The organism is Alteripontixanthobacter muriae (assembly GCF_013336795.1).
Lineage (GTDB): Bacteria > Pseudomonadota > Alphaproteobacteria > Sphingomonadales > Sphingomonadaceae > Pseudopontixanthobacter > Pseudopontixanthobacter muriae.
Genome location: NZ_JAAFZT010000035.1, coordinates 458743 through 478170, shown reverse-complemented (window position 1 = coordinate 478170; position 19428 = coordinate 458743). Strand labels below are relative to the sequence as shown.

The 19428-nt window shown below is 57.5% G+C and carries 21 protein-coding genes and 1 pseudogene; 13 read left to right on the top strand and 9 right to left on the bottom strand.

Annotated features, from left to right (window positions below; translation table 11 throughout):
• Window position 1: 1 nt before the first annotated feature.
• Window positions 2–106 (bottom strand): annotated as a pseudogene (locus G7A66_RS14675) (IS66-like element accessory protein TnpA); the annotation flags it as partial.
• A 958-nt stretch (window positions 107–1064) separates the two neighbouring features.
• Here G7A66_RS14675 and G7A66_RS14310 point away from each other — a divergent pair.
• A complete protein-coding gene (locus G7A66_RS14310; RefSeq protein WP_232366841.1) occupies window positions 1065–1742 on the top strand; it encodes a M23 family metallopeptidase in 678 nt (225 codons plus the stop codon).
• 212 nt (window positions 1743–1954) lie between these two features.
• On the opposite strand, the gene G7A66_RS14305 is transcribed toward G7A66_RS14310, so the two are convergent.
• On the bottom strand, window positions 1955–2602 hold the full coding sequence (locus tag G7A66_RS14305) for a PEPxxWA-CTERM sorting domain-containing protein (RefSeq protein WP_232366840.1): 648 nt from the start codon (window positions 2600–2602) through the stop codon (window positions 1955–1957).
• Window positions 2603–3786: 1184 nt separating this feature from the next.
• On the opposite strand from G7A66_RS14305, the gene G7A66_RS12235 reads away from it, so the two are divergent.
• Window positions 3787–5043: a sensor domain-containing diguanylate cyclase gene (locus G7A66_RS12235; RefSeq protein WP_174295903.1), complete on the top strand. Its 1257-nt coding sequence runs from the start codon at window positions 3787–3789 to the stop codon at window positions 5041–5043.
• 861 nt (window positions 5044–5904) lie between these two features.
• Here G7A66_RS12235 and G7A66_RS12230 read toward each other — a convergent pair.
• Both G7A66_RS12230 and G7A66_RS14670 read right to left on the bottom strand, forming a co-directional pair.
• Window positions 5905–6285, bottom strand: a complete 381-nt coding sequence (locus G7A66_RS12230; protein ID WP_174295902.1) for a hypothetical protein — start codon at window positions 6283–6285, stop codon at window positions 5905–5907.
• Between the two features lie 262 nt (window positions 6286–6547).
• Window positions 6548–6898 (bottom strand): PilZ domain-containing protein, encoded by a 351-nt coding sequence (locus tag G7A66_RS14670; RefSeq protein WP_174295901.1) that lies wholly within the window; start codon window positions 6896–6898, stop codon window positions 6548–6550.
• 145 nt (window positions 6899–7043) lie between these two features.
• Here G7A66_RS14670 and G7A66_RS12220 point away from each other — a divergent pair, with 145 nt between their 5' ends.
• The 4 genes from G7A66_RS12220 (at window position 7044) to G7A66_RS12205 (ending at window position 11529) form a co-directional block, all read left to right on the top strand.
• Window positions 7044–7775 carry a sugar transferase gene (locus G7A66_RS12220; protein ID WP_174296052.1) on the top strand — a complete coding sequence of 244 codons (732 nt, stop codon included), beginning with the start codon at window positions 7044–7046 and terminating at the stop codon, window positions 7773–7775.
• Between the two features lie 114 nt (window positions 7776–7889).
• Window positions 7890–9212 carry a UDP-glucose dehydrogenase family protein gene (locus G7A66_RS12215; protein WP_174295900.1) on the top strand — a complete coding sequence of 441 codons (1323 nt, stop codon included), beginning with the start codon at window positions 7890–7892 and terminating at the stop codon, window positions 9210–9212.
• 627 nt (window positions 9213–9839) lie between these two features.
• Window positions 9840–10331, top strand: coding sequence for a transcription termination/antitermination protein NusG (gene nusG / locus G7A66_RS12210; RefSeq protein WP_174295899.1), 492 nt, complete (start codon window positions 9840–9842; stop codon window positions 10329–10331).
• A 193-nt stretch (window positions 10332–10524) separates the two neighbouring features.
• Window positions 10525–11529, top strand: a complete 1005-nt coding sequence (locus G7A66_RS12205; RefSeq protein ID WP_174295898.1) for a UDP-glucuronic acid decarboxylase family protein — start codon at window positions 10525–10527, stop codon at window positions 11527–11529.
• Between the two features lie 321 nt (window positions 11530–11850).
• On the opposite strand, the gene G7A66_RS12200 is transcribed toward G7A66_RS12205, so the two are convergent.
• Both G7A66_RS12200 and G7A66_RS12195 read right to left on the bottom strand, forming a co-directional pair.
• On the bottom strand, window positions 11851–12798 hold the full coding sequence (locus G7A66_RS12200) for a tyrosine-type recombinase/integrase (protein WP_174295897.1): 948 nt from the start codon (window positions 12796–12798) through the stop codon (window positions 11851–11853).
• 98 nt (window positions 12799–12896) lie between these two features.
• The gene (locus G7A66_RS12195; RefSeq protein WP_174295896.1) at window positions 12897–13172 is read right to left on the bottom strand and encodes a hypothetical protein; all 276 of its coding nucleotides are present in this window, start codon (window positions 13170–13172) and stop codon (window positions 12897–12899) included.
• On the opposite strand from G7A66_RS12195, the gene G7A66_RS12190 reads away from it, so the two are divergent.
• The 5 genes from G7A66_RS12190 (at window position 13171) to G7A66_RS14520 (ending at window position 16013) form a co-directional block, all read left to right on the top strand.
• Window positions 13171–13461 carry a VanZ family protein gene (locus G7A66_RS12190; RefSeq protein ID WP_174295895.1) on the top strand — a complete coding sequence of 97 codons (291 nt, stop codon included), beginning with the start codon at window positions 13171–13173 and terminating at the stop codon, window positions 13459–13461. The two genes, G7A66_RS12195 and G7A66_RS12190, sit on opposite strands and share 2 nt — an antisense overlap.
• A 217-nt stretch (window positions 13462–13678) precedes the next feature.
• Window positions 13679–14674, top strand: a complete 996-nt coding sequence (locus tag G7A66_RS12185; RefSeq protein ID WP_174295894.1) for an aldo/keto reductase — start codon at window positions 13679–13681, stop codon at window positions 14672–14674.
• Window positions 14675–15125: 451 nt separating this feature from the next.
• Window positions 15126–15305: a hypothetical protein gene (locus tag G7A66_RS14530; protein ID WP_332310554.1), complete on the top strand. Its 180-nt coding sequence runs from the start codon at window positions 15126–15128 to the stop codon at window positions 15303–15305.
• Between the two features lie 60 nt (window positions 15306–15365).
• Window positions 15366–15587, top strand: a complete 222-nt coding sequence (locus G7A66_RS14525) for a hypothetical protein (protein ID WP_332310553.1) — start codon at window positions 15366–15368, stop codon at window positions 15585–15587.
• Window positions 15588–15668: 81 nt separating this feature from the next.
• Window positions 15669–16013, top strand: a complete 345-nt coding sequence (locus G7A66_RS14520) for a cytochrome P450 (RefSeq protein WP_332310552.1) — start codon at window positions 15669–15671, stop codon at window positions 16011–16013.
• A gap of 163 nt (window positions 16014–16176) precedes the next feature.
• Here the strand turns inward: G7A66_RS14520 and G7A66_RS12175 are convergent, their stop codons facing one another.
• Window positions 16177–16449, bottom strand: coding sequence for a Rossmann-fold NAD(P)-binding domain-containing protein (locus G7A66_RS12175; protein ID WP_174295893.1), 273 nt, complete (start codon window positions 16447–16449; stop codon window positions 16177–16179).
• Window positions 16450–16585: 136 nt separating this feature from the next.
• A complete protein-coding gene (locus tag G7A66_RS12170) occupies window positions 16586–17092 on the bottom strand; it encodes a hypothetical protein (protein ID WP_232366839.1) in 507 nt (168 codons plus the stop codon).
• Between G7A66_RS12170 and G7A66_RS12165 the strand changes: the two genes are divergently transcribed.
• Window positions 17085–17747 carry an alpha/beta hydrolase gene (locus G7A66_RS12165; RefSeq protein WP_232366838.1) on the top strand — a complete coding sequence of 221 codons (663 nt, stop codon included), beginning with the start codon at window positions 17085–17087 and terminating at the stop codon, window positions 17745–17747. The two genes, G7A66_RS12170 and G7A66_RS12165, sit on opposite strands and share 8 nt — an antisense overlap.
• A 71-nt stretch (window positions 17748–17818) precedes the next feature.
• Here the strand turns inward: G7A66_RS12165 and G7A66_RS12160 are convergent, their stop codons facing one another.
• Complete coding sequence (locus tag G7A66_RS12160; RefSeq protein WP_174295891.1) at window positions 17819–17968, bottom strand: hypothetical protein; 150 nt, start codon at window positions 17966–17968, stop codon at window positions 17819–17821.
• A gap of 445 nt (window positions 17969–18413) precedes the next feature.
• Between G7A66_RS12160 and G7A66_RS12155 the strand changes: the two genes are divergently transcribed.
• On the top strand, window positions 18414–19325 hold the full coding sequence (locus G7A66_RS12155) for a GGDEF domain-containing protein (RefSeq protein ID WP_174295890.1): 912 nt from the start codon (window positions 18414–18416) through the stop codon (window positions 19323–19325).
• Window positions 19326–19428 lie beyond the last annotated feature (103 nt).

Sequence of the window (19428 nt, the reverse complement as noted above, 5' to 3'; positions counted from 1 at the left end):
TAACCCCGGCTCCCGGCGAAAACGCCTCGGCCAGGATCTGAAGCCGCTCGTCCTCTCTCCAACGCCGCCGCCGCTCCGGCCCCGAGAATACCGTCACCTGACTCATCAACCACTCCTAAGCGCACGCTTAAAACCGCTCAAACCAGCGCCAGACAAGGCGGCTCACACTGGTTGGATACCCTGCGGCAGGACATGAGCAGATCTAATTTCAGCAAACCTGATATCTTACTAACGAGAGATCCTTGAGCGAGACCCCAAAAATTCGAAGGGAAAGAAGCTAGGGTGAACGCTAGTCTGTATTGTGGCACCTTGATCTTCCGGGGCAAGCGCCAGCCGAAAGCTCGATCATGAAATTGGCTGCGAGATCCCAGGGATCATGTTACTAGGCGCTGTGAGCAGGAGAGATTCAACAATCGCGCGAGCAGCGTTGGCTTCCCTAGTGCTGGGTTTCGCCGCGGTGAGCGCCATTGCGAAGCCGAATGGCATAGCTGCGGCTGGGCAACAGACGCCAGTAGCTGCGGACACTCGGCTCTCCTCCGATGAAGATCCTCTTGTTGCTGAGCCATTACCGCAGGCTCGGGAGCCGCCTCGTACTGGCGCCGCGCCGAATGTGGGCAGTCCGCCGCGGCTAGGAACGCCCCTCGGAGGCGGTGATCTCGCGCGGCGAGAAGCACAGAGCGCCGCGCTTGCCCCTGCTCGACCTCGAAACCTGCCCGCTTCACCCCAAGCGTCAGACCAAGGACAGGCATCGCTAATTATTTCACCAAGCCCGAGAAGCTTGGAGCAGGCAATTGGGGTGCTGCATGACACGCCGCTCACTGCTCAAATCAAGGTCATGCCCGCACTTCCCCTGAGAACATCTAGGCCAGAATTGGTCGCCTTGCAGATACAGCCGATCGGAACTGCCATTGCACCGCGCGTGCCAGAGCCGCTCCAGATGGGAGCTCCACCACAGACGGGCCTTCCACCCAAACTGGCTCCCTTGCCCGGGAACATGTCTCCTGCCGACGAGTCTAGCCCGCGTGAGTAGCGCAAAGCTTAGCAGAACGAACCCGCTGCAGCGGTTGATAACGATCTTTGCAGGCTTCGCCTTGGTGCAGAGCCCCGGCTCCGCATGGGCTCAGCCGGTGGCTTCCTCACCGCTACCTGTTTCTGGCCCTCTTGCAGCAGATCAAAAGGCTGGCTCACTGGAAGCGGATGACTTGGCACAAAAGATCTCAGCTGCTCAGCAGGCTCTAAACGCTGAACCGGTGTCGGTGGACACAGAGAATACTCCAGCACCGGAGCTCAGCAGCGCCCAAATTTCAACTCCATCCGGAACCCCAATCTCGGGCGTTCGCCTCAGCAGCAACTATGGCGTCCGCATGCATCCCATCCTCGGGACATGGAGTCAGCACCACGGTATCGACCTGGCAGCGGCGTCTGGGACCCCCGTCACTGCGACGGCAGCCGGAACCATCAGCCGTGCTGAATGGGCGGGAAACTATGGGCTGCTCGTTGAGATCGATCACGGCGGCTACATGGAAACACGGTATGCGCATCTGTCCGTCTTAGGCGCCGTAAAGGGACGGCGCGTGAAGAAGGGAGATGTGATTGGCTTTGTTGGATCAACCGGCCGCTCAACTGGACCGCACCTGCACTACGAAGTCCGGATTGCGAATACACCCGTCGATCCCACACCCTTTCTCTCATCGCCAGATGCCGAAGGCCACGCCCGCGGCCTTCAGAGTAGCTCCGAGTAACTCTGTAATACTGTCACGAGACCAACCGAGACCTGGGCTCTCGAAATGGGAATGCTTGTGCTAGGGTCGCCATCGGCATGGGCGACAGCGGAGCTGTAACCTATGCCGCATGCGCGCGATCCTTGTCAGCCTAAAGCGGCAGCCAGCATTCGCAGCGCAGCCCAATGTATCCCATGGTGGCAGCGGCGCTGCTTACTACGCGTGACTCGCCTTCAAGCGTAGGAGACGGTTACCTTCTGCCGGCGCTTAGCGGAACGCATTGCGCCGCCAATGAAGCCGAAGCCGAGCAGCATCATCGCCCAAGTAGTGGGTTCTGGTACGGCAGCGGTGATCTCACCGGATGCGACTGGAAGGGCGAGTGAATATGTACCTTGTGTTCCGTCGATGATGCCGCCGGTTCCAGTACCTGCGGTTGCAGGTACATTGCCGCCGTGAAGAACGATCTCGCGGAAGGTTAAGGGAAACAGGTCCTCGGATGAAAAACCGTCAGCGAATATGCTCATGTTCGACAGGTCGAAGGTTTGGGAATAGTTGAGAATTCCATCCGCTCCGACGGTGCCAATGTCTCTTAAGGGCAGGATGATCGGTCCATAGAACTGAGCACCTTCCCCCAGTTCGACAAATCCGTCGCCGTCATCGTCCGCAGAAGGCGGAGGAGTGACAGAGTCTATCGCATTACCTTCGCCATCAAACCGTCCATGAATATGTCCGAGGTGCGCACCCTCGGCCAGACCAGTCGCATTTACGAGAACTTGCAGCGTGCCAGCTTCTTCGTTGTAATCGAGCGTGGCTGAGCCTTGGACGCCGCTATTGTTCAACTCATCGAAGTTTACGACGAAGATTGCGGCAGAGGCAGGCATTGCAGTGCCAGCGAGCAATAGCGCAGCGATTCCACCCGCTCCACGAGTGATAAGGGCTTTCGGTGATGGCATTGAGGTTTCCTTCGCTGATGCAGGCGAAGTTGGTTCTACCTGCGACTGACCCGTCGTTAACCATACAGTTCGCCTGTTTAGTTGGTTCCTTAAAATGACAACTTTTCACTTCGCGGGGCGCGAAGCTGACAGAGAGACCAGCTATCATGTACGGCCGACACGGCGGCATTTGCTGGAAGACCGCTTCTGACTCCAGCCGCCTGTAGGCGCGCTTACCCATCGTTCAGAATATCAATTTATCGGTGGTCAGCGGACACGCGGCAGTCCTCCCAAGTGGCCACAACTTGCCGCGATCCGACGTGCAGGTAGTCTTTTTCGAAGCCTGCCGCCTCACGGAGCCCTTTTACATCGTTGATCGCAGTTGGCCAGATGCCCAGTCGATACATCCAACGCCATCGACCAGGCCGAAGACGGCTGCTGTTCAGCAGGTGAGGACTGCGGCAGCACTTATCAGTGAAACTAGCCGCAAATAGCGGAACACAAAGGCCAAATGCGCGTAGATACCCGGAGAGTCCGGAGACCCCTTGTATCCAAGCCGGTCTCTCCACACCCTCATTTGCGAGGCCCCTCTTATAATCCCCGCTAGATCCAAGGCACCGGAAACCCGTACGCGGCCATGACATCTCACGAGGGCTCCTAGAGCACCACTCAACAAGCTGTCATCGATCGTCACCCGAGCAATCCGCATGCCCAAACACCTGGTTCGGGGAGACAGGAACCTTGTTTACGCAATCGGCAGAGGATAGCTGCGAACCAGAGACGCCTGAGAGCACCGGACTGCAGACAGAGATCACCGTCCTGCTGAAGCTCACGGCGCAGCCTAGGTCTGCAGCAAAGCTAGCCAAACGTAAGAAATTTGCAACGTGCGGAACCCTCAACTTTCCTGAGCGTCTGTTTACCGAGCCGCTTAACCCATTAATTTCCTTGGTTTCTTCTCATTTTTATAGGGTCGCTTTTGCCGCGAAGCCCTGCTTTCCGATGTCTGGTCGAACCTGGGGAGATGACATGAGCTCGTCCGAATATCCGCGCCCATCCCGGACAAGCTGCTGAGGCTCGGTGACAAGGCTGCTGAGGCTCGGTGACAAGTTTGGCGAGAAGCATAGGAGAGACCTTTGACAGACCAGAACCTGCTGCTGAACGAGCGCGCGCCCCTCTCGAATTTGCAAAGGTACAATGTGCTAGATACTTCGCCGGCAGAAGCCTTCGACAAGATCACTTCCCTCGTACGCAGTGTTCTGAAGGTGCCAATCGCAGCCGTATCCCTGATTGATCGCGGTTGCCGATGGTTTACGTCCATACAGGGCTCGGACTCTATAGACTCGCCGAGCCTGGCCTCTTTTGGCTTTCCCCTCGGAGGCGAACGGCCTCTCGTGATCTTCGATGCGCTTGAAGATGAGCGGTTTAGCACTCATGCGCTAGTCGCAGGGGCGCCTCACATCCGAAGCTATGCGGGCGCTCCTCTGCGAACCTCTGAGGGTCATAACCTCGGTACTTTGTGCGTGATAGACACGGCTCCGAGGAACTTCAGCGAGACGGAACTGAGCATCCTGAGCAGCTTTGCCTCCCTTGTTGTTCATGAGCTTGAACTGCTGCAGATTGCCGAACAGGATCATCTGACGGGTGCTCTCAGCCGGCGTGCTTTCTTCAACCAGATCGAGAAAGAGACTGAGCGGTTCCGGCGCAGCGATCAGCCCAGCGCTTTGGCATTGATGGATCTGGACCATTTCAAATCGATAAATGACAGGTTCGGGCATCCTGCGGGTGACGCGGTTCTGACAGCCGTTGCTCGCACTTGCGCCGAGCAGTTACGAGAAAACGATGTAATCGGCCGTCTTGGAGGGGAGGAGTTTGGTATCCTCCTTTCAGGAACAGATGAGGCAGGTGGCCGAGCAGCTATCGAGAAAATCCGCCGGTCCATCGAAGAGCAGGTCATTCCCCTGGGCGGTGGAATCCGCGTCACTGCAAGCTTTGGAATGGCAGTGCTAGACGCTGAAGATTGTAGCGGAACCGATTGGATCGATAAGGCAGATAAAGCGCTTTACAGTGCAAAGCGATGCGGGCGGAACTGCTGTGTTTCTGCGTTGCACCGAGCGCAACCTGATGATGAAGGGCTCTCCGATCTTCTTCATCGGCGAACTTCGGCTAGCGCGATTCCGGCCTCGCCCCTCCCACCGGGCGCACAGCGAAAAGAGTTGCACCAGGAGCCCCTACACGCGAGAGCATCTGAATGCCTAGAGGATTTCTTGGGGCACCGCCGGCATCCTTATGGCCGGCCACAGAAAAAAACGGCTTTTCAACTCTTGAGCTTTGAAGTTGGAGCTCGTTTCCTGGTGAACGACGCCCGATTGGATCCTGCTTGCATTAGCTGAGCACCGTTGCCGTGCCGGCTGCTCAGATGTTGGCGCCAGAGTTTCGATGCTCCCCCTCTAGAACTCGATTCTGCAGGACGCGTTCAAACTGAGGCGGCAGCATTACAGCACTGGCAGCTGCCGTGCATTCATCGAGAAATGCAGGCTGGATCTGCGCCATAACAGGACGCGGGGCCGACTGGCGATTAATTCAAATCAGCCCGCGCCGTTGCCGGATCAAGAACTTCCGAGCTTTGCCGGGCGCGTGAAGAGAGGAGTCGTTCCTCCTTGAGGGATGGTTCGCTCCCATTCCCGCCTGCCCACGCGGAACATCCGTCACGAGCCTCCGTGATCGGCCAGGCATCGAAGCTGGGAGCAAGACAGAACTTGCGACACATGCCGATTTCACAGTCAGCACCATCCGAGACTTTCTCCCAATACTTGCAGCTGGAGCAGATCGGCTCCTGGCTGTTTCGCCGTATGACAATGCTGCCAAGCGTTCCGCAGGGGCGGGCCGGGACCATTGTCTCAAAATCGCGAGAGTACGAGATCCTTTCGGCCCTGCACGGTCCAGGCTCACAGGTGAGCGAAACGCTCTCAAGGGGGAATCTTCTCAACTCCATGGCCCCACGATACCGTGGCGTGGTTAAGTTTCGCTTACGCGCCGCCTGCGAAAATCGGCTGCCCCGCCAAGGCGCCGCAGTGTGTATCACAAAATCAATCGTCTCCGGCAGACGCCGAAATGGATGCGCTCGAGGAAATTACCAGAACCTGCCCTATGCCATTCTTCTGGCCTCATCGACGTCTGGCAGCTGATGACAAGTAGCGTGATACAAACACGATCGGATTGGTTGAGAGAAGCTAAGTAGGCACTCCCGCGCTCTAGCAGAATAGCTTTCTTCCGAAGCCGTTAGTCGAGCGGCTTGCAAGCTGATACCCAGGCTCGCACGTTACGTCCGGCACTCGGTAATGATCTGCCACTGCAACATGCAACGGATAACGGAATTCCAAACCAGCTTCGCCATCCTCGGACCAGCGCAACTCTGCTGCCTGGCTCTCCAGCCCGCTTATCCTGACCCAGACAAGATCATCTGATCTCGAAAGGCTCGCGCCAGCCACCCTGCAGCCGAACCTCGATAGCGATGTGAGCGTAGCCCACATCTGGCGAGAGCCCTTGGCGCGAACGTTTATGTCCTGGTCCAGCGTGAATCGTGAAGCGCGTCGCTGCTCTATCTCGGATTTGTTCTGGTCATGCTGGTTCATCACCTGCCCTCCTGCTGACATATACTTCTCCGGTCCGAGCCGCAGTGATGACAAATCCAAAAGGACTATCAAGTGGTCCGAGCTAGCTGTGCCAAGTTGAGAACAATTGGATGCGAGGACCTTTGGCGTCAGAAAAGTAAGGATCCTGAGCATGGCAAATTGGGGTAGAAGGTGCTGCGGCTCTAGAGGTTTTCGTCGGAAGCGACGCTGAACCAGCTACATCCCGTGAAGGATCAATCGAAAACAGCAGGAGAGCGGCATTTCAATCCCGCCAGAGCGGCCAACGTCCTTTCTTGGGAGCGTGCCTAATTTCCTCTGCAACAATCCTGCCGGCTCCAAGGTCCGCCCTTGCGAGGAGGCGGTCAACGTCGATTGCCGCAAAGCTCCGCACACCGAACCGTGATGCAGTTGCCCAAACCACCTCACCTCTTATGAAAAGGCTCCGGTGACGAATCTCTACAGAGGAACCCACCTTCGGCACGTCGCGGCTCTTTGCCATAAACCCCGTTGCGGATAAATTTGAGATTAGAAGATCCATCCAGTCGTTTCCGCGACGGATTTGCACCCGCAGAGACGTTAGCCTCCGCTGCGCCCGTTTTGTGACCTTCTCCATCAGCCCGGAATAGCCACTCCAGGCATCATCTCAAGTAACCTATGATAATAGCGGCATATTTCGCTCGAAGAATATTTTCATGCACATGATCTGCCAAGCAGGATTTAAGCTTTAGAGAACATCATGACCCTTCGCGTGCACACACCTGCCCCCCCAGAAGTTCAGCGGGGTCTATACAGCCAACCTGCACTTCGATCACGAGCTTGAGTGGGATAGATCCTTAGCCCAGGCAGCGATCTCCGGCCGAGCGGTCTTCCATTACAAGAAAGTTGGGGAATCAACCACCGGCAAGGTTCAAATACAGCACCTCTCCGAGAACAGCTTTGGCGCTCTAGCCCTCCCCTTTGCTCTGCCTCTACTTGTCCTTGTCGGGGTCCTCGTGCGCTGGGACAGCCGCGGCCCCACGTTTTTCCGGCAGCTGCGCATAGGCTTCCGCGGTGAAGCGTTCATGGTGGTGAAGTTCCGCACCAGGTCCGTCATGGAGGACGGAAAGGATCGGGACGCGAGCCTCACCCCGTCCCATGATGAGAGGATAACCAGGGTCGGACGTTTCTTGCGCAAGACGCGTCTCGATGAACTCCCTCAGATCTGGAACATCTTCAAAGGCGACATGAGTTGGATAGGCCCTCGCCCAGAAGCCGTCAGTCTCTCTGCCTGGTACGAAGATGAGATCCCCTTCTACCGTTATCGCCATATCGTGAGGCCCGGGATTACCGGCTGGGCCCGGGTCAACCAGGGCCACGTCTCTTCAATCGCCGATGTAGATGCCAACCTCCAATACGACTTCTATTATATCAAGAACCTATCTTACTGGCTTGATATCTTTATCGCGCTCAGAACGGTGCGCGTTGTTCTCTCCGGCTTTGGCGCCAAATAGATTTGCTGATCACGAAAAATCTGGCACGGCCACTCATATATAATCACTAGCAATTTTTCAGATGCAGCTCGGTCCAGCCGAGCGCATTGGCATTTGCAACAGGAGTTCTCGTTGATGAAGATCGTGATGGTAGGATCGGGCTATGTTGGCCTGGTCTCGGGGGCATGTTTCGCAGATTTCGGACATGAAGTCGTCTGCATCGACAAGGACCAGACGAAGATCGATCGCCTGCATCAGGGCGTGATGCCCATCTACGAACCCGGCCTCGCCGCGCTGGTCGCAGCCAATGTCAATGCGGGCCGGCTGTCATTCACCACCAGCCTTGCCGAAGGTATCGAAGGTGCGGACGCCGTTTTCATCGCGGTCGGTACACCCAGCCGCGGGGGCGATGGCCATGCCGATCTGTCTTACGTTCACGGTGTTGCCGAGGAGATCGGCGCCAATCTCACCAACGATACGGTCGTGGTCACCAAATCCACCGTTCCCGTGGGCACTGGCGACGCGGTGGAAAGAATTATCGCTGAAAGCGGCGCCTCGAGCGAGAGGGGCCACCGGGTCGCCGTCGTTTCCAACCCGGAATTTCTGCGCGAGGGCGCGGCCATCGAGGATTTCAAGAGGCCCGACCGGATCGTGATCGGAACCGATGACGAGTTCGGGCGCGAAGTCATGCGCGAGATCTACCGTCCTTTGTTCCTCAATGAATCCCCGATCCTGTTCACCAGCCGCCGCAGTGCGGAACTGATCAAATATGCGGCAAACGCATTCCTTGCGACCAAGATCACCTTCATCAATGAAATGGCCGATCTTTGCGAGAAGGTCGGCGCGGATGTGCAGGATGTCTCGCGCGGCATCGGTACGGATGGCCGGATCGGGCCGAAGTTCCTGCATGCCGGCCCGGGTTATGGTGGATCCTGTTTCCCCAAGGACACGCTGGCGCTGCTGAAAACGGCGGAGGATGCAGGCAGCCCGTCACGCATCGTCGAGGCGGTGGTGCAAGTGAACGAGAGCCGCAAACGGGCGATGGGCCGCAAGGTCGTCGACGCGCTGGGCGGCGAGGACGCTGCGCGCGGCAAGAAAGTCGCGCTGCTGGGTCTGACTTTCAAACCCAACACGGACGACATGCGCGATTCACCCGCAATCGCCGTGGCGCAGACGTTGAATGATGCTGGGGTGGAAGTAGCAGCATACGATCCCGAAGGGATGGAACTGGCGCGCGCCCTGATGCCGTGGGTCGACATGGCCAGCAATTCCTACTCCGCAATCGAGGGAGCCGACGCCATTGTCCTGGTGACGGAGTGGGATGCGTTCCGCGCACTGGACCTTAAACGGGTAAAGGATCTGGTCCGGTCGCCGATCATGGTCGACCTGCGCAATATCTATTCGCCGCAGGCGATGCGCGAAGCCGGCTTTACCTATTACAGCGTCGGGCGAGAGTAGCACTCGCCCCCCTTGCTGAGAAGAATTCGCGTCTGCTCGCTTTCACTCGGACAGAGATGAGAAGGCCCGCTGATCAGCGGGCCTTTCAATTGCCGGCAAAGGTGACGCTAGCCTTTCGCGGCTGCTGTCCATTCGCCGGCCAAACCGGTGCGTTCAAGGGGAAGCGCCCCCTTGGATGCACCGCCGAACTGGCCATAAGCGGCGTTCCCAGTAGATCGGCGGGATGTCGTTCGGACACGCTTTCGGACGTGAAGAGATAATTGGAACGCATGCAATGAGGTCCTCAGGGGTGGAAATGGAAGAGTGTTCTTGGGAACCCGGCCTTGGCCAATTACCTGAACAGGTCCCTTGCGCAGCGGAAGGATGGCCACTCCGGTAAACAGCAGCGGCCGGGGGAAGAATTATTGCTCCTTGCAGAGCTTGCCGGATGCGAACGCCTCTGCGCCGCGGAGGGTGCTACGGCGCGCGTCCTCCTCAAAAAAGGAAATGGAACAGATCGCTCGTCCCGAAGCTCGGTGAACCCCCATTTTTTTGAGCTTTTCTCATCGACATCAAAATGCCTTCTCCCTATGAGGCCGGCATGGGATCGCACCGCACCTTAGTGCTTGGCGGGAAGGCTTATTTCCGATGAGGCATTGGTATGCGGCGCAGACGCAGCCGCGCAAGGAGCGGCTGGCGCTGACTCATCTCGGCAGACAGTCTTTCACAGCGCAGTGCCCTTTCGTGCGCCGCCCGCGTCGCGTGGGCGGCCGCGTGCAGAATGCACTCGAGCCCTTGTTTCCAGGCTATGTCTTTGTCTCTTTGGACTGCGAGCAGGAGCGCTGGCGCTCGGTTGATGGCACCATCGGCATACGCCGCCTCGTCGCCTTCGGCAGCCGCCCTGCCCCGCTTGCGGATGGGTTCATTGAACAGCTATCCAGGCTCGGCGATGATGCTGAACTTTCCTTTGCCGCCGACCTGCAGCAAGGCGACCGCGTGCGGGTCATCGGCGGCGCCTTTGACAAGCTCTGCGGGACGTTGCTGAGCGTGGACGCTCGGCGGCGGGTGACCGTGTTGATGGAGCTGCTCTCAGGTGAAATCCGGGTGACGCTGCCGCGCGGGCGCTTGCTGGCAGCCTGAGCGGCGGCAAGCGACAGCAGGCTTTCCTATGGGAGGCTTGTACCTGTAAAAATCTTGATCTCGCTGCCCTCGCTTGGCAGCGAGTGCGGTAGCCGTCATAGAATACAAATTTGCGAGCTGAGGCGGACGGCGAACAGCCTTGCGGATAATCGCCCGCGGCTTGCGCCGCATCGAGGAACAGGGGGAGATGAGCATGAGAGATTTCAGCAAAAGGAAGCGCGTGTTGGTGACCGGCGGAGCCGGCTTCCTCGGGTCGCACCTCATAGACCGCCTGATCGCGCGCGGGGACGAGGTGCTATGTGTCGATAATCTTTTCACGGGCGACAAGCGCAACGTGGATCATTTAAGCGGCCATCCCCGCTTCGAATTCATGCGCCACGATGTCTGCTTCCCGCTCTATGTCGAGGTCGACGAGATCTATAATCTCGCCTGCCCGGCAAGCCCGATCCATTACCAGCACGACCCGGTGCAAACGACCAAGACCAGCGTCATCGGCGCGATCAACATGCTCGGGCTGGCGAAGCGCCTCGGGGTCAAGATCTTCCAGGCCTCGACCTCGGAAGTCTACGGCGATCCCGCCGTGCATCCGCAGGAAGAAAGCTATTGGGGCAACGTCAACCCGATCGGCCCTCGCTCTTGCTACGATGAAGGCAAGCGGTGCGCGGAAACCTTGTTCTTTGACTATCACCGCCAGCACAGCATCGAGGTCAAGGTCGCGCGCATCTTCAATACCTACGGGCCGCGCATGCATCCAGCCGATGGGCGCGTGGTGTCCAATTTCATTATTCAGGCGCTGAAGGGCGAGCCGATCACCATTTACGGTGATGGCCAGCAGACCCGCTCCTTCTGCTATGTCGATGACCTTGTTGAAGGCTTCCTGCGCCTGATGGACACCGGCCCCGATGTGACGGGCCCGGTCAATATCGGCAATCCCAACGAGTTCACCATTCGCGAATTGGCTGAAGCGGTGATCGAACTGACGGGCTCCAAGTCCACGTTGCAGAACTTTCCTCTGCCGCAGGACGATCCCAAGCAGCGTAAGCCCAACATTGATCTGGCGCGCGAGAAGCTGGGGTGGGAGCCGGCGGTGCAACTGCGCGAAGGGCTCGAGCGCACGATCGCCTATTTCGACGCGCTGATGCGCGAGGATGCAGCGGCAGACGCAATCAAGGCGCGCACCGTGGCCTTCAACGGCTGAGAACTCAGTAGGCCAGTTGGCATTTCGCGCCCTTCCCCGCGAGTCTTTGTTCGCGCTACCGGTAGGCCTCCGGCCAGCTTCGCTTCCGCTACTTGAGCGCAGTCCGGCCTCAAGCAGCGAAGCGGTAGGCCGCTCAAGATAATCGGTGCTGTCGCGCGCCTCGTGCGAATGGCCCGGGTCCAGCTGACCGGGGTTGTTATCCCCTTCCCCGCAAGTGCACCGCCAAGCCAAGCTGAAGCGGATGCAAAAGTGGTGCACAGCAGCATCGTGGGATTGCGAACAATCCAGAGCCTGCAGACCTGACGCCCGGCAGAATGCGGCTCAGAGAAAAACAGAAGATAGATGCTGCCATCTTTTGTGATGTAACTGTTCCGCTGAGGCATTTTCGACATAGCGAGCGAGAACCGCTTGGCTCTTCCAGCCGCCTGCATGCATGATACCGATCGTGTCTACTCCTGCCACCATCATGTCCTGTGCAGCGCCCACCCTCATCGAGTGACCGGACAAGGCCTGAACGGATTCATCACTGAGCTTGGCCCGCGCGGCAGCTCTTTTAATAAGGCGCCGAATAGATGAGGTCCCGAGCATTTGGTGCGAAACCGTGCCAAGGTGTAACCCTCGGAACAGCGGGCCATGAACAATTCCGGAAGCATCAAGCCAAGTCTGGACGCGCTGAATGTTGGCACTAGAGAGATATGCAACCCGTCCATCTCCAAAAGGATCGGCTTTCGAGCGGAGGATATAGATGTGCGAGAAATCGTCGCTGAGATGCTCAGCACGAACAGCTACCAGTTCGCAGCTTCGGCATAGGGTGTCATAGCCGACGCTAATCAGCGCAGCATGCCGCCGGCCGCCAAGCGTGTCTGGGCATGCTGCCACGATCTTGTTCAGAAGCTCAGCGGTAAGTCCAAGCGCCTGCTTGGGGCGCCTCGGCTTGGCTCTTCGCGCGCGGCGCAGTGCTAGGCGTACCTCGCTATGTTCGGCAGGTGAGGGAAGATCTGCCATCCTATGCGCGAAGCTGATGGCATCCACGCGATGTCTGATGGTGCTGATAGACTTGGTCTTGACCTCAATGTCGAGGAAGTTCGCAATCGTGTGAGGCTCAGCCGGAAGCCACTCTAGACCACGCTCCTTGCACCATCCCTGAAACTGCTTCAGCGCATTGCGGTAGCCCCGCAGCGTGTTTTCAGAGTATGCTCCTTCGCAGCGGGCAAATAAGCGATCAAGAGAAGCTTGCTGCTTGCTAAAGGAGGAGCTTTCAACATGCATTGTGATATATCATATATCTTATGTCGATAAAAGGTCAACTGATTTCCGGAGGCCAAATTCGTTCCGCTAGAGCTCTGCTGGATCTTTCTGCTGAGCAGCTAGGAGCCATGGCAGATGTAGGTTGGGCAACCATCCAACGCTTTGAAGCGGTTGAGGGCATCCCCCCCTATCGCAGCGGCACCCTCGAGCGCGTCAAAGCTGCTCTTGAAGAAGCCGGAATCCAGTTCATCGGCGATCCGGTCTCCTCGCCCGGCGTCCGCCTCCACAAGCGATAGATTCGCAAAAAATATCTGCTGCAGGGCGCTCGGCATGCATCGTTTTCCCGTCTTTCTCTTCTGGAGCGCCGTCGCGTTCGCGCTCGTGATGGCGAGCATGAAACAGCCCGTTGCCCTCCCCGGCAATCCAAGCGACAAGCTCCAGCACATGGCCGCCTTTTGTGTCTTGGCGCTGCTAGCAGCGATTGCATACCCGCGGGTTAGCTTGCCGGTCATACTTCTCGGACTGAGCTTCTTCGGAGCACTTATCGAGATGATCCAAGTGATCCCCGCCTTGAACCGCTCAGCCGAATGGCGTGATCTGGCCGCAGACATCCTTGCAGCGGCGACTGCACTTGGCGTTATAGCGATTGCCCGTTCAATGAGGGGTAGAGAGCCTAGCTCTTAGACGTCGCCCCTCTAGGCTTCTCTGATCTCGCAGCCCCATTTCGATGTAGCTTCCAGCCATCGGCTCAATCGGAATCCTACTCTCTAGTCGTTCTGATTGCCTCAATAGCCATCGAACCTGGCCCAACCAACTGTGTCGCAGCTATATCTCCTTGGGGTCGGCGGAAGAGACAATGTGGTATAAGATGAGATCGACATACGGTGAAGGAGCGCTCTAGATGAAGTATCGGACCCTCGGCGGCGGCCTCGAAGTTTCGGCAATCGGCATCGGATGCATGCCGATGGTTCATGGCGGGAACATCACCTATGGAATGCATGCCACCACAAAGACAGGCGTCGAGACTATTCATCGCGCCATTGATCTTGGCGTTACCTTTTTCGACACCGCTGAAATCTACGGGCCGTTTCAGAACGAGGAACTAGTCGGCCAGGCAATTACAGGCCGCCGTGAGGGACTGGTAATTGCGACCAAGTTCGGCTTTCGTTTCGATGGAAATAAGGTGAGCGGCGTCGATAGCAATCCGGAAAATATCAGACGCGCTTGTGAAGACTCGCTACGCCGCCTGAAAATCGACTGCATCGATCTCTTCTATCAACACCGCGTTGATCCTAAGGTGCCCATTGAAGAAGTTGTCGGCGCAATGGCGGAACTGGTTCAGGAGGGGAAAGTCCGACACCTCGGTCTCTCCGAAGCCGGTCCTGAGACGATCCGCCGGGCACATGCAGTTCACCCTATTGCGGCTTTGCAAAGCGAATACTCGATTTGGGAGCGCGGCGTAGAGGAAGAGATCCTGCCGCTCTGCAAGGATCTTGGTATTGGCTTTGTGCCCTACAGCCCTCTTGGCCGCGGCTTCCTTACGGGAGAAATAAGCAGCCGAGGGGATCTGCCAACCGACGATTGGCGCCTCAACGACCCGCGCTGGTCCGAGGAGAACTTTGAAGCCAACCTCCAGATTGTGGAAGTCATCCGCACTGTGGCATCGCGCAACGATGCCAGCCTTGCACAGGTAGCGCTCGCCTGGCTCTTGGCTCAAGGAGACCAGATCGTCCCCATCCCAGGCGTCAAACGTGTGGCCACGATGGAGGATTCCGCGGGAGCCGCAGAACTCGAACTTTCCGCCGAAGATGTCGAGCAGATCTCGGCGGCCGTACCGCACGGGGCAGCGCAAGGAGAGCGCTATGGCGAGACCGGCATGCGGATGGTCAGACTGTAGCGAGACCGGCCAGTTCGGTCGAGGAGCCTAAGAACGTATAATCCAGCGCAAGGCCGTTGATGACGCGCGTGAAGCCTCGTGCAATGCTGAAGAATTTAGGGGGAGAGCAGGCCATGGCGAACACCGTCCAGGAGAGGAGACCAGAGACCCCGGTCGATCTCAGCGCGAACGCGCTTTACGTGGAAAACAGCTGGCGCGAGCCATTCGCGCAGCTACGCCAAGAAGCGCCACTGAGTTGGCGCGCCGAAAGCCCGTTCGGCGCCTATTGGTCGGCAGTGACCTACGATCTTATCGCGCAGATCGAGCTTGATCCTGCGACCTGGTCCTCGTCCTGGGAGCGCGGAAACATCACGATCGCAGATTCATACGCTTCCCCAACTTCATCGCGCAGGATCCGCCAATCCATACGGTCCAGCGCAAGGTCATCGCTCCGGCCTTCGCGCCGAGCCAGATGGGGACGCAAGAAAAACAAGTCCGCGAGCGATGTGCCGAATTGCTCGACGCGCTCCCCATCGGTGAGCCATTCGATTGGCTCGAGCGCGTATCGATCCCGCAGACGCTTGGCATGCTGTGCATCCTCTTCGACATGCCTTTTGACGAATGGCGCGACATCAAGCGCTGGTCCGATTAGGCGAGCGGGGTTTCGGCTGACAATCTGAACGAGGAATACCGTGCCGAGTTCATGGTTCAGATGCAGCAGATGCTGGCGCGGTTCGACCGCGAGCTCGAGGCGCGCCGCGCTTTGCCGCCAACGGGTGATCTGCTGAGCCGCATGGTGCATTCTGAAGCTATGGGGAACTTGAATCCGATTGAGCGGATCGCCAACATCGCCTTGCTGATCGTCGGCGGCAACGACACAACGCGAAATTCGATGAGCGGTCTGGTTGAGGCGCTCGACCTTGATCCCGACTAGCTCGACCGCCTCCATGGTGACAAATCGCTGATTGCCAACGCAGCGCAGGAAATCGTTCGCTGGCAATCGCCGGTGACGCATATGCGGCGCACAGCCACCTGCGACACCGAGCTAGCTGGGCAGCGGATCGCCGAAGGCGAGAAGATCGTCATGTGGTATATCTCGGCCAACCGGGATGAGAGCGTCTTCCCCGACGCCGAGAAATTTGATGTCGGCCGTGCCAATGCTCGTCGGCACTTGGGCTTTGGCCATGGTATCCACCGCTGCGTGGGTGCTCGCCTTGCTGAGATCCAGCTTCCTACACTGATCGAGGAATTGGTTGAGCGGAACTGGCGCGTAATCCCACATGGTGCGCCCACGCGCCTCCCCAGGCCCTTCCTTCATGGATTCACAGCGATGCCGGTTCAGATCGAGACGCGCAGCTAGGCCAAGGCAACAAGGGAGCCGGAGCCCAGTCCCTTATAGTCAGTGCTGTTTTCATAGCGGTCTGCGGATGCAAGCGGTGCGGCGCAACGCCGCCCCGGCCAGTTCGATAAGCGAGCCGGTTTTGCCGACAAATGCGCAAATTTCTCGATCGATCTGTTGCTTGTCAAACCTTTTGGTCATCGCGGTGCCGGCGCACTGACTCGGGTATGCCATGCTCGATTGAGGTGGCGGGCCGATTTCCAAGGTCAGCGCTGATCGCATCGTTATCGGCGCAGGTCTTGTATATTTCACCCGGCTGCATCGGCAGAAACTCCTTCCCTGCCTCGCGGTCGCCAGCCTCTTCCAACAACTCCACCGCGCGCATCAGGTGTTCGCCGCGATTGGTGCCAATGTTGGGGTAGAGCGTTTGGATCGCCGCCCGCTCCATTCTCTTCATGAATTAGAGTATCTTGCCGCCCCGACGGAGGCGCATGGCGTCCCTATGCCCTGCGGGGTAACGCTGGGGTAACAAAGCGCCTGCGGTAGCAGTGTGGCGGACACTCTTCGGCGGGTCGCACGTACATTTGAGCGGCCTATTTCGCGGTAGCCGTTTTATCCGCCAGCTTAGCCGTCTTCTTCGGCGGGATCGTACGGATAGTCGCCGCGTACTCGGCCACTAGTACAAAAATCCAGAATTCAATTCCTGCCAACTCGCCGGTTGCAGCACCCTTAGCCAGATCAAGTCCGAGTAGGAGAAGCGCCAGCAAGCGCAGGAACATAAAGCTTGCAGTTGGACGATCAGCTCGGGTGGCAGCGGTCACCATCATCACCAAGCTGAATCCGCCCCAGAGAACCATGGCGAAAACCGTTTCGGCCCGGTAGAGCCCGTCCAACGCTGCGATAAACCAAAACAGGCGCGCTACTGCGAACTGGCTCTGGCGGGTAAGCTGACACAGCTTGATGATTGGCGGTACGAAGAGCGTTTTACCAATCCAGTGATCGACCTTTGCAAACGACATCCGGGTAACATAGCGGAAAGAGCCGATTAGCTCCACGTCCATCAGACGTGCAGATAGGCCGATGGAGAATTCTTTGTCCAAGATTGTTAATGGTGCCAGTCTTCAGCCCCGATCTGGTGCAGCACCCAAACAAATTGTCCTCCTGCTGCATGGCTACGGTTCCAGCGGCACTGATATGATCTCTCTTGCACCGCATTGGCAGGAGGTCTTGCCAGACACTCTATTTTTGGCACCTCATGCACCGCAGCGCTGTGGAATGATGGCTAGTGGGTACCAATGGTGGGGTTTGTCAGACTTCGATCCGCAAGCGCTGGCTGCTGGCGCGGCTTCGGCTGCACCGGCGATCAACGCCTTTATAGACCGAAAGCTAGCGCAGTACGGACTTTCTGAAGCGAACCTAGCACTGGTAGGCTTCAGCCAGGGCACCATGATGGCGCTCCACGTTGGATTGAGGCGCGCCCGCTCAGTGGCCGCTGTAGTCGGCTATTCGGGGATGCTAACCGGTACCCCTGAGTTGGCGCATTCGGAGTTTTCGAAGCCACCTGTGCTGCTGGTCCACGGCACAGCGGATCCTGTCGTTCCTGTCGCCGCCTTGCGCGACGCCGAGAGCCAACTCAAACGGCTTGGGGTCGAGGTGAAAACACACATCTCCCGCGGATTGGGGCATAGCGTCGATCCGGTGGGCCTTAGACTCGGACGCGAATTTGCGGCAGAAGGCTTGCTCCACACTGGATAAGCACGAGATGCAGCGCTACTCGAGCAGGTACTTATCTGCTTTGCGCCCTAGTGTCGGACATAGCGCTCTCGCTAATGTTTCCCCATAGAAGACATCAGGCGCAAACTGCCAAGCTTGGGGTTGAGCTTGCGAAAGTCTCCATCCGGTGCATTTCCGATTGAAATACAAGCGAACATGGCCTGCTGATTGCTGGCCGCTTTGCGTTGTAGCGCTTTTTGCATGTCGTGATCCACACTACGATTGCATCTATACCGCTCCACATAAGCAGTGGCCCGAAACTGGCATGATGCACCCCAATCGGCCGAGACTCAGAGTAACTTTCACGAAGCGTATGTCGGCAATGGCCAAGAGACCGAACCCGCAGCGAGGAAGACGTGCCGGCCAAGAGACCAAGGCAGACCAGCGTGCGTTACAATTCAGAGTCGGTGCTTTGAGGAGCACCGTTCCTGCCAACACGACAGTGGCACCACTGATTATCGCCAACTGGCCCTCCCATGACATTTTATTATGTATTTCGCGTTGCGATCTTGTAAGTATAGTTAACGAATCACAAAGACGAATGAAATTAGGGGAGTTGTATAACTAGTATAACAAAGTGCATTTTTGATCAAAGGCTTTAGACGATGAATACTCATTAAATGCAAGTTAGATGAACACTAACTAAGAATGGGCATGATTATTATTGGGGGGTCTTATATGAGTCTTGAACTCACCGGGATAGAAATTTCAAACCTCTACAAACTTATATCTGAAGATACGACAGACATTATCTTAAAAACCGATCGCCACGGTTTCATCCAGCACGCATCCCTGGCGATGGACATGTTGGGAGTATCGCAGTCCGACATGCTGGTCTGCCCGCACATTCTCGACCTGGTCAGAGATCGCTTTAAACCGGCGATAGACGCGGCCCACCGCGCCGCGATCGATGGCCAGCCCACGCGGCCCTGGGTTGAAGCCCCTTTAGTTACGGAAGATGGTAGCGAGCAATGGCACGCGATCCGGATGCGCAGCCTCACCGATGATCACGGTGAGGTATACGGCGTGCTCAGCGTGATGCGCAATATCGAGGAAGCCAGATCCCTTAGGGAAAGCCTCTTCGCGGCCGAACTTACAGACTCGCTTACGGGCCTCACAAATCGCAGGGCATTTATCTCAATGCTGCAGCATCTTTTGGACCAACAATCCGACGGCTGGCTAGCAGTATTCGATATCAGGTATTTTAAGGCCATCAATATGCGCTACGGTCTTTCTGCAGGTGACCAATTCCTAGAGGCTTTCGCAAGCCTCCTGAGGACCCTGTCGGATAGTGACAGCATTGTTTCGCGAATTGGCGCCCAGCGCTTCAGTATTTTGCTGCCGGAAGGTGGGCAGGACCGGATGCGGTCTATATGTAAAGAGATTATCAGCACCCTCGCTGGACTAAGCAAATCCATCAGTCCTGCGCGCCTATCAATAACCGCAAGTGTGGGCATCACTCCAATCGAACAGAGTCTTGATAGCACGATGAAAGCTCTGGAGCTGGCCTTATTCCGGGCGAGAATCAAAGGGTCGAACTGTATAGAGATCACTGCCTAATCGGGGGCTAGCTCCCCCGGCGGCCTTGGACACTGTATGGATGAAATGCGGGCGCGCGCATGACAGGTTCTACATGCGCGACTGAACATTTCGCGCGACGGAT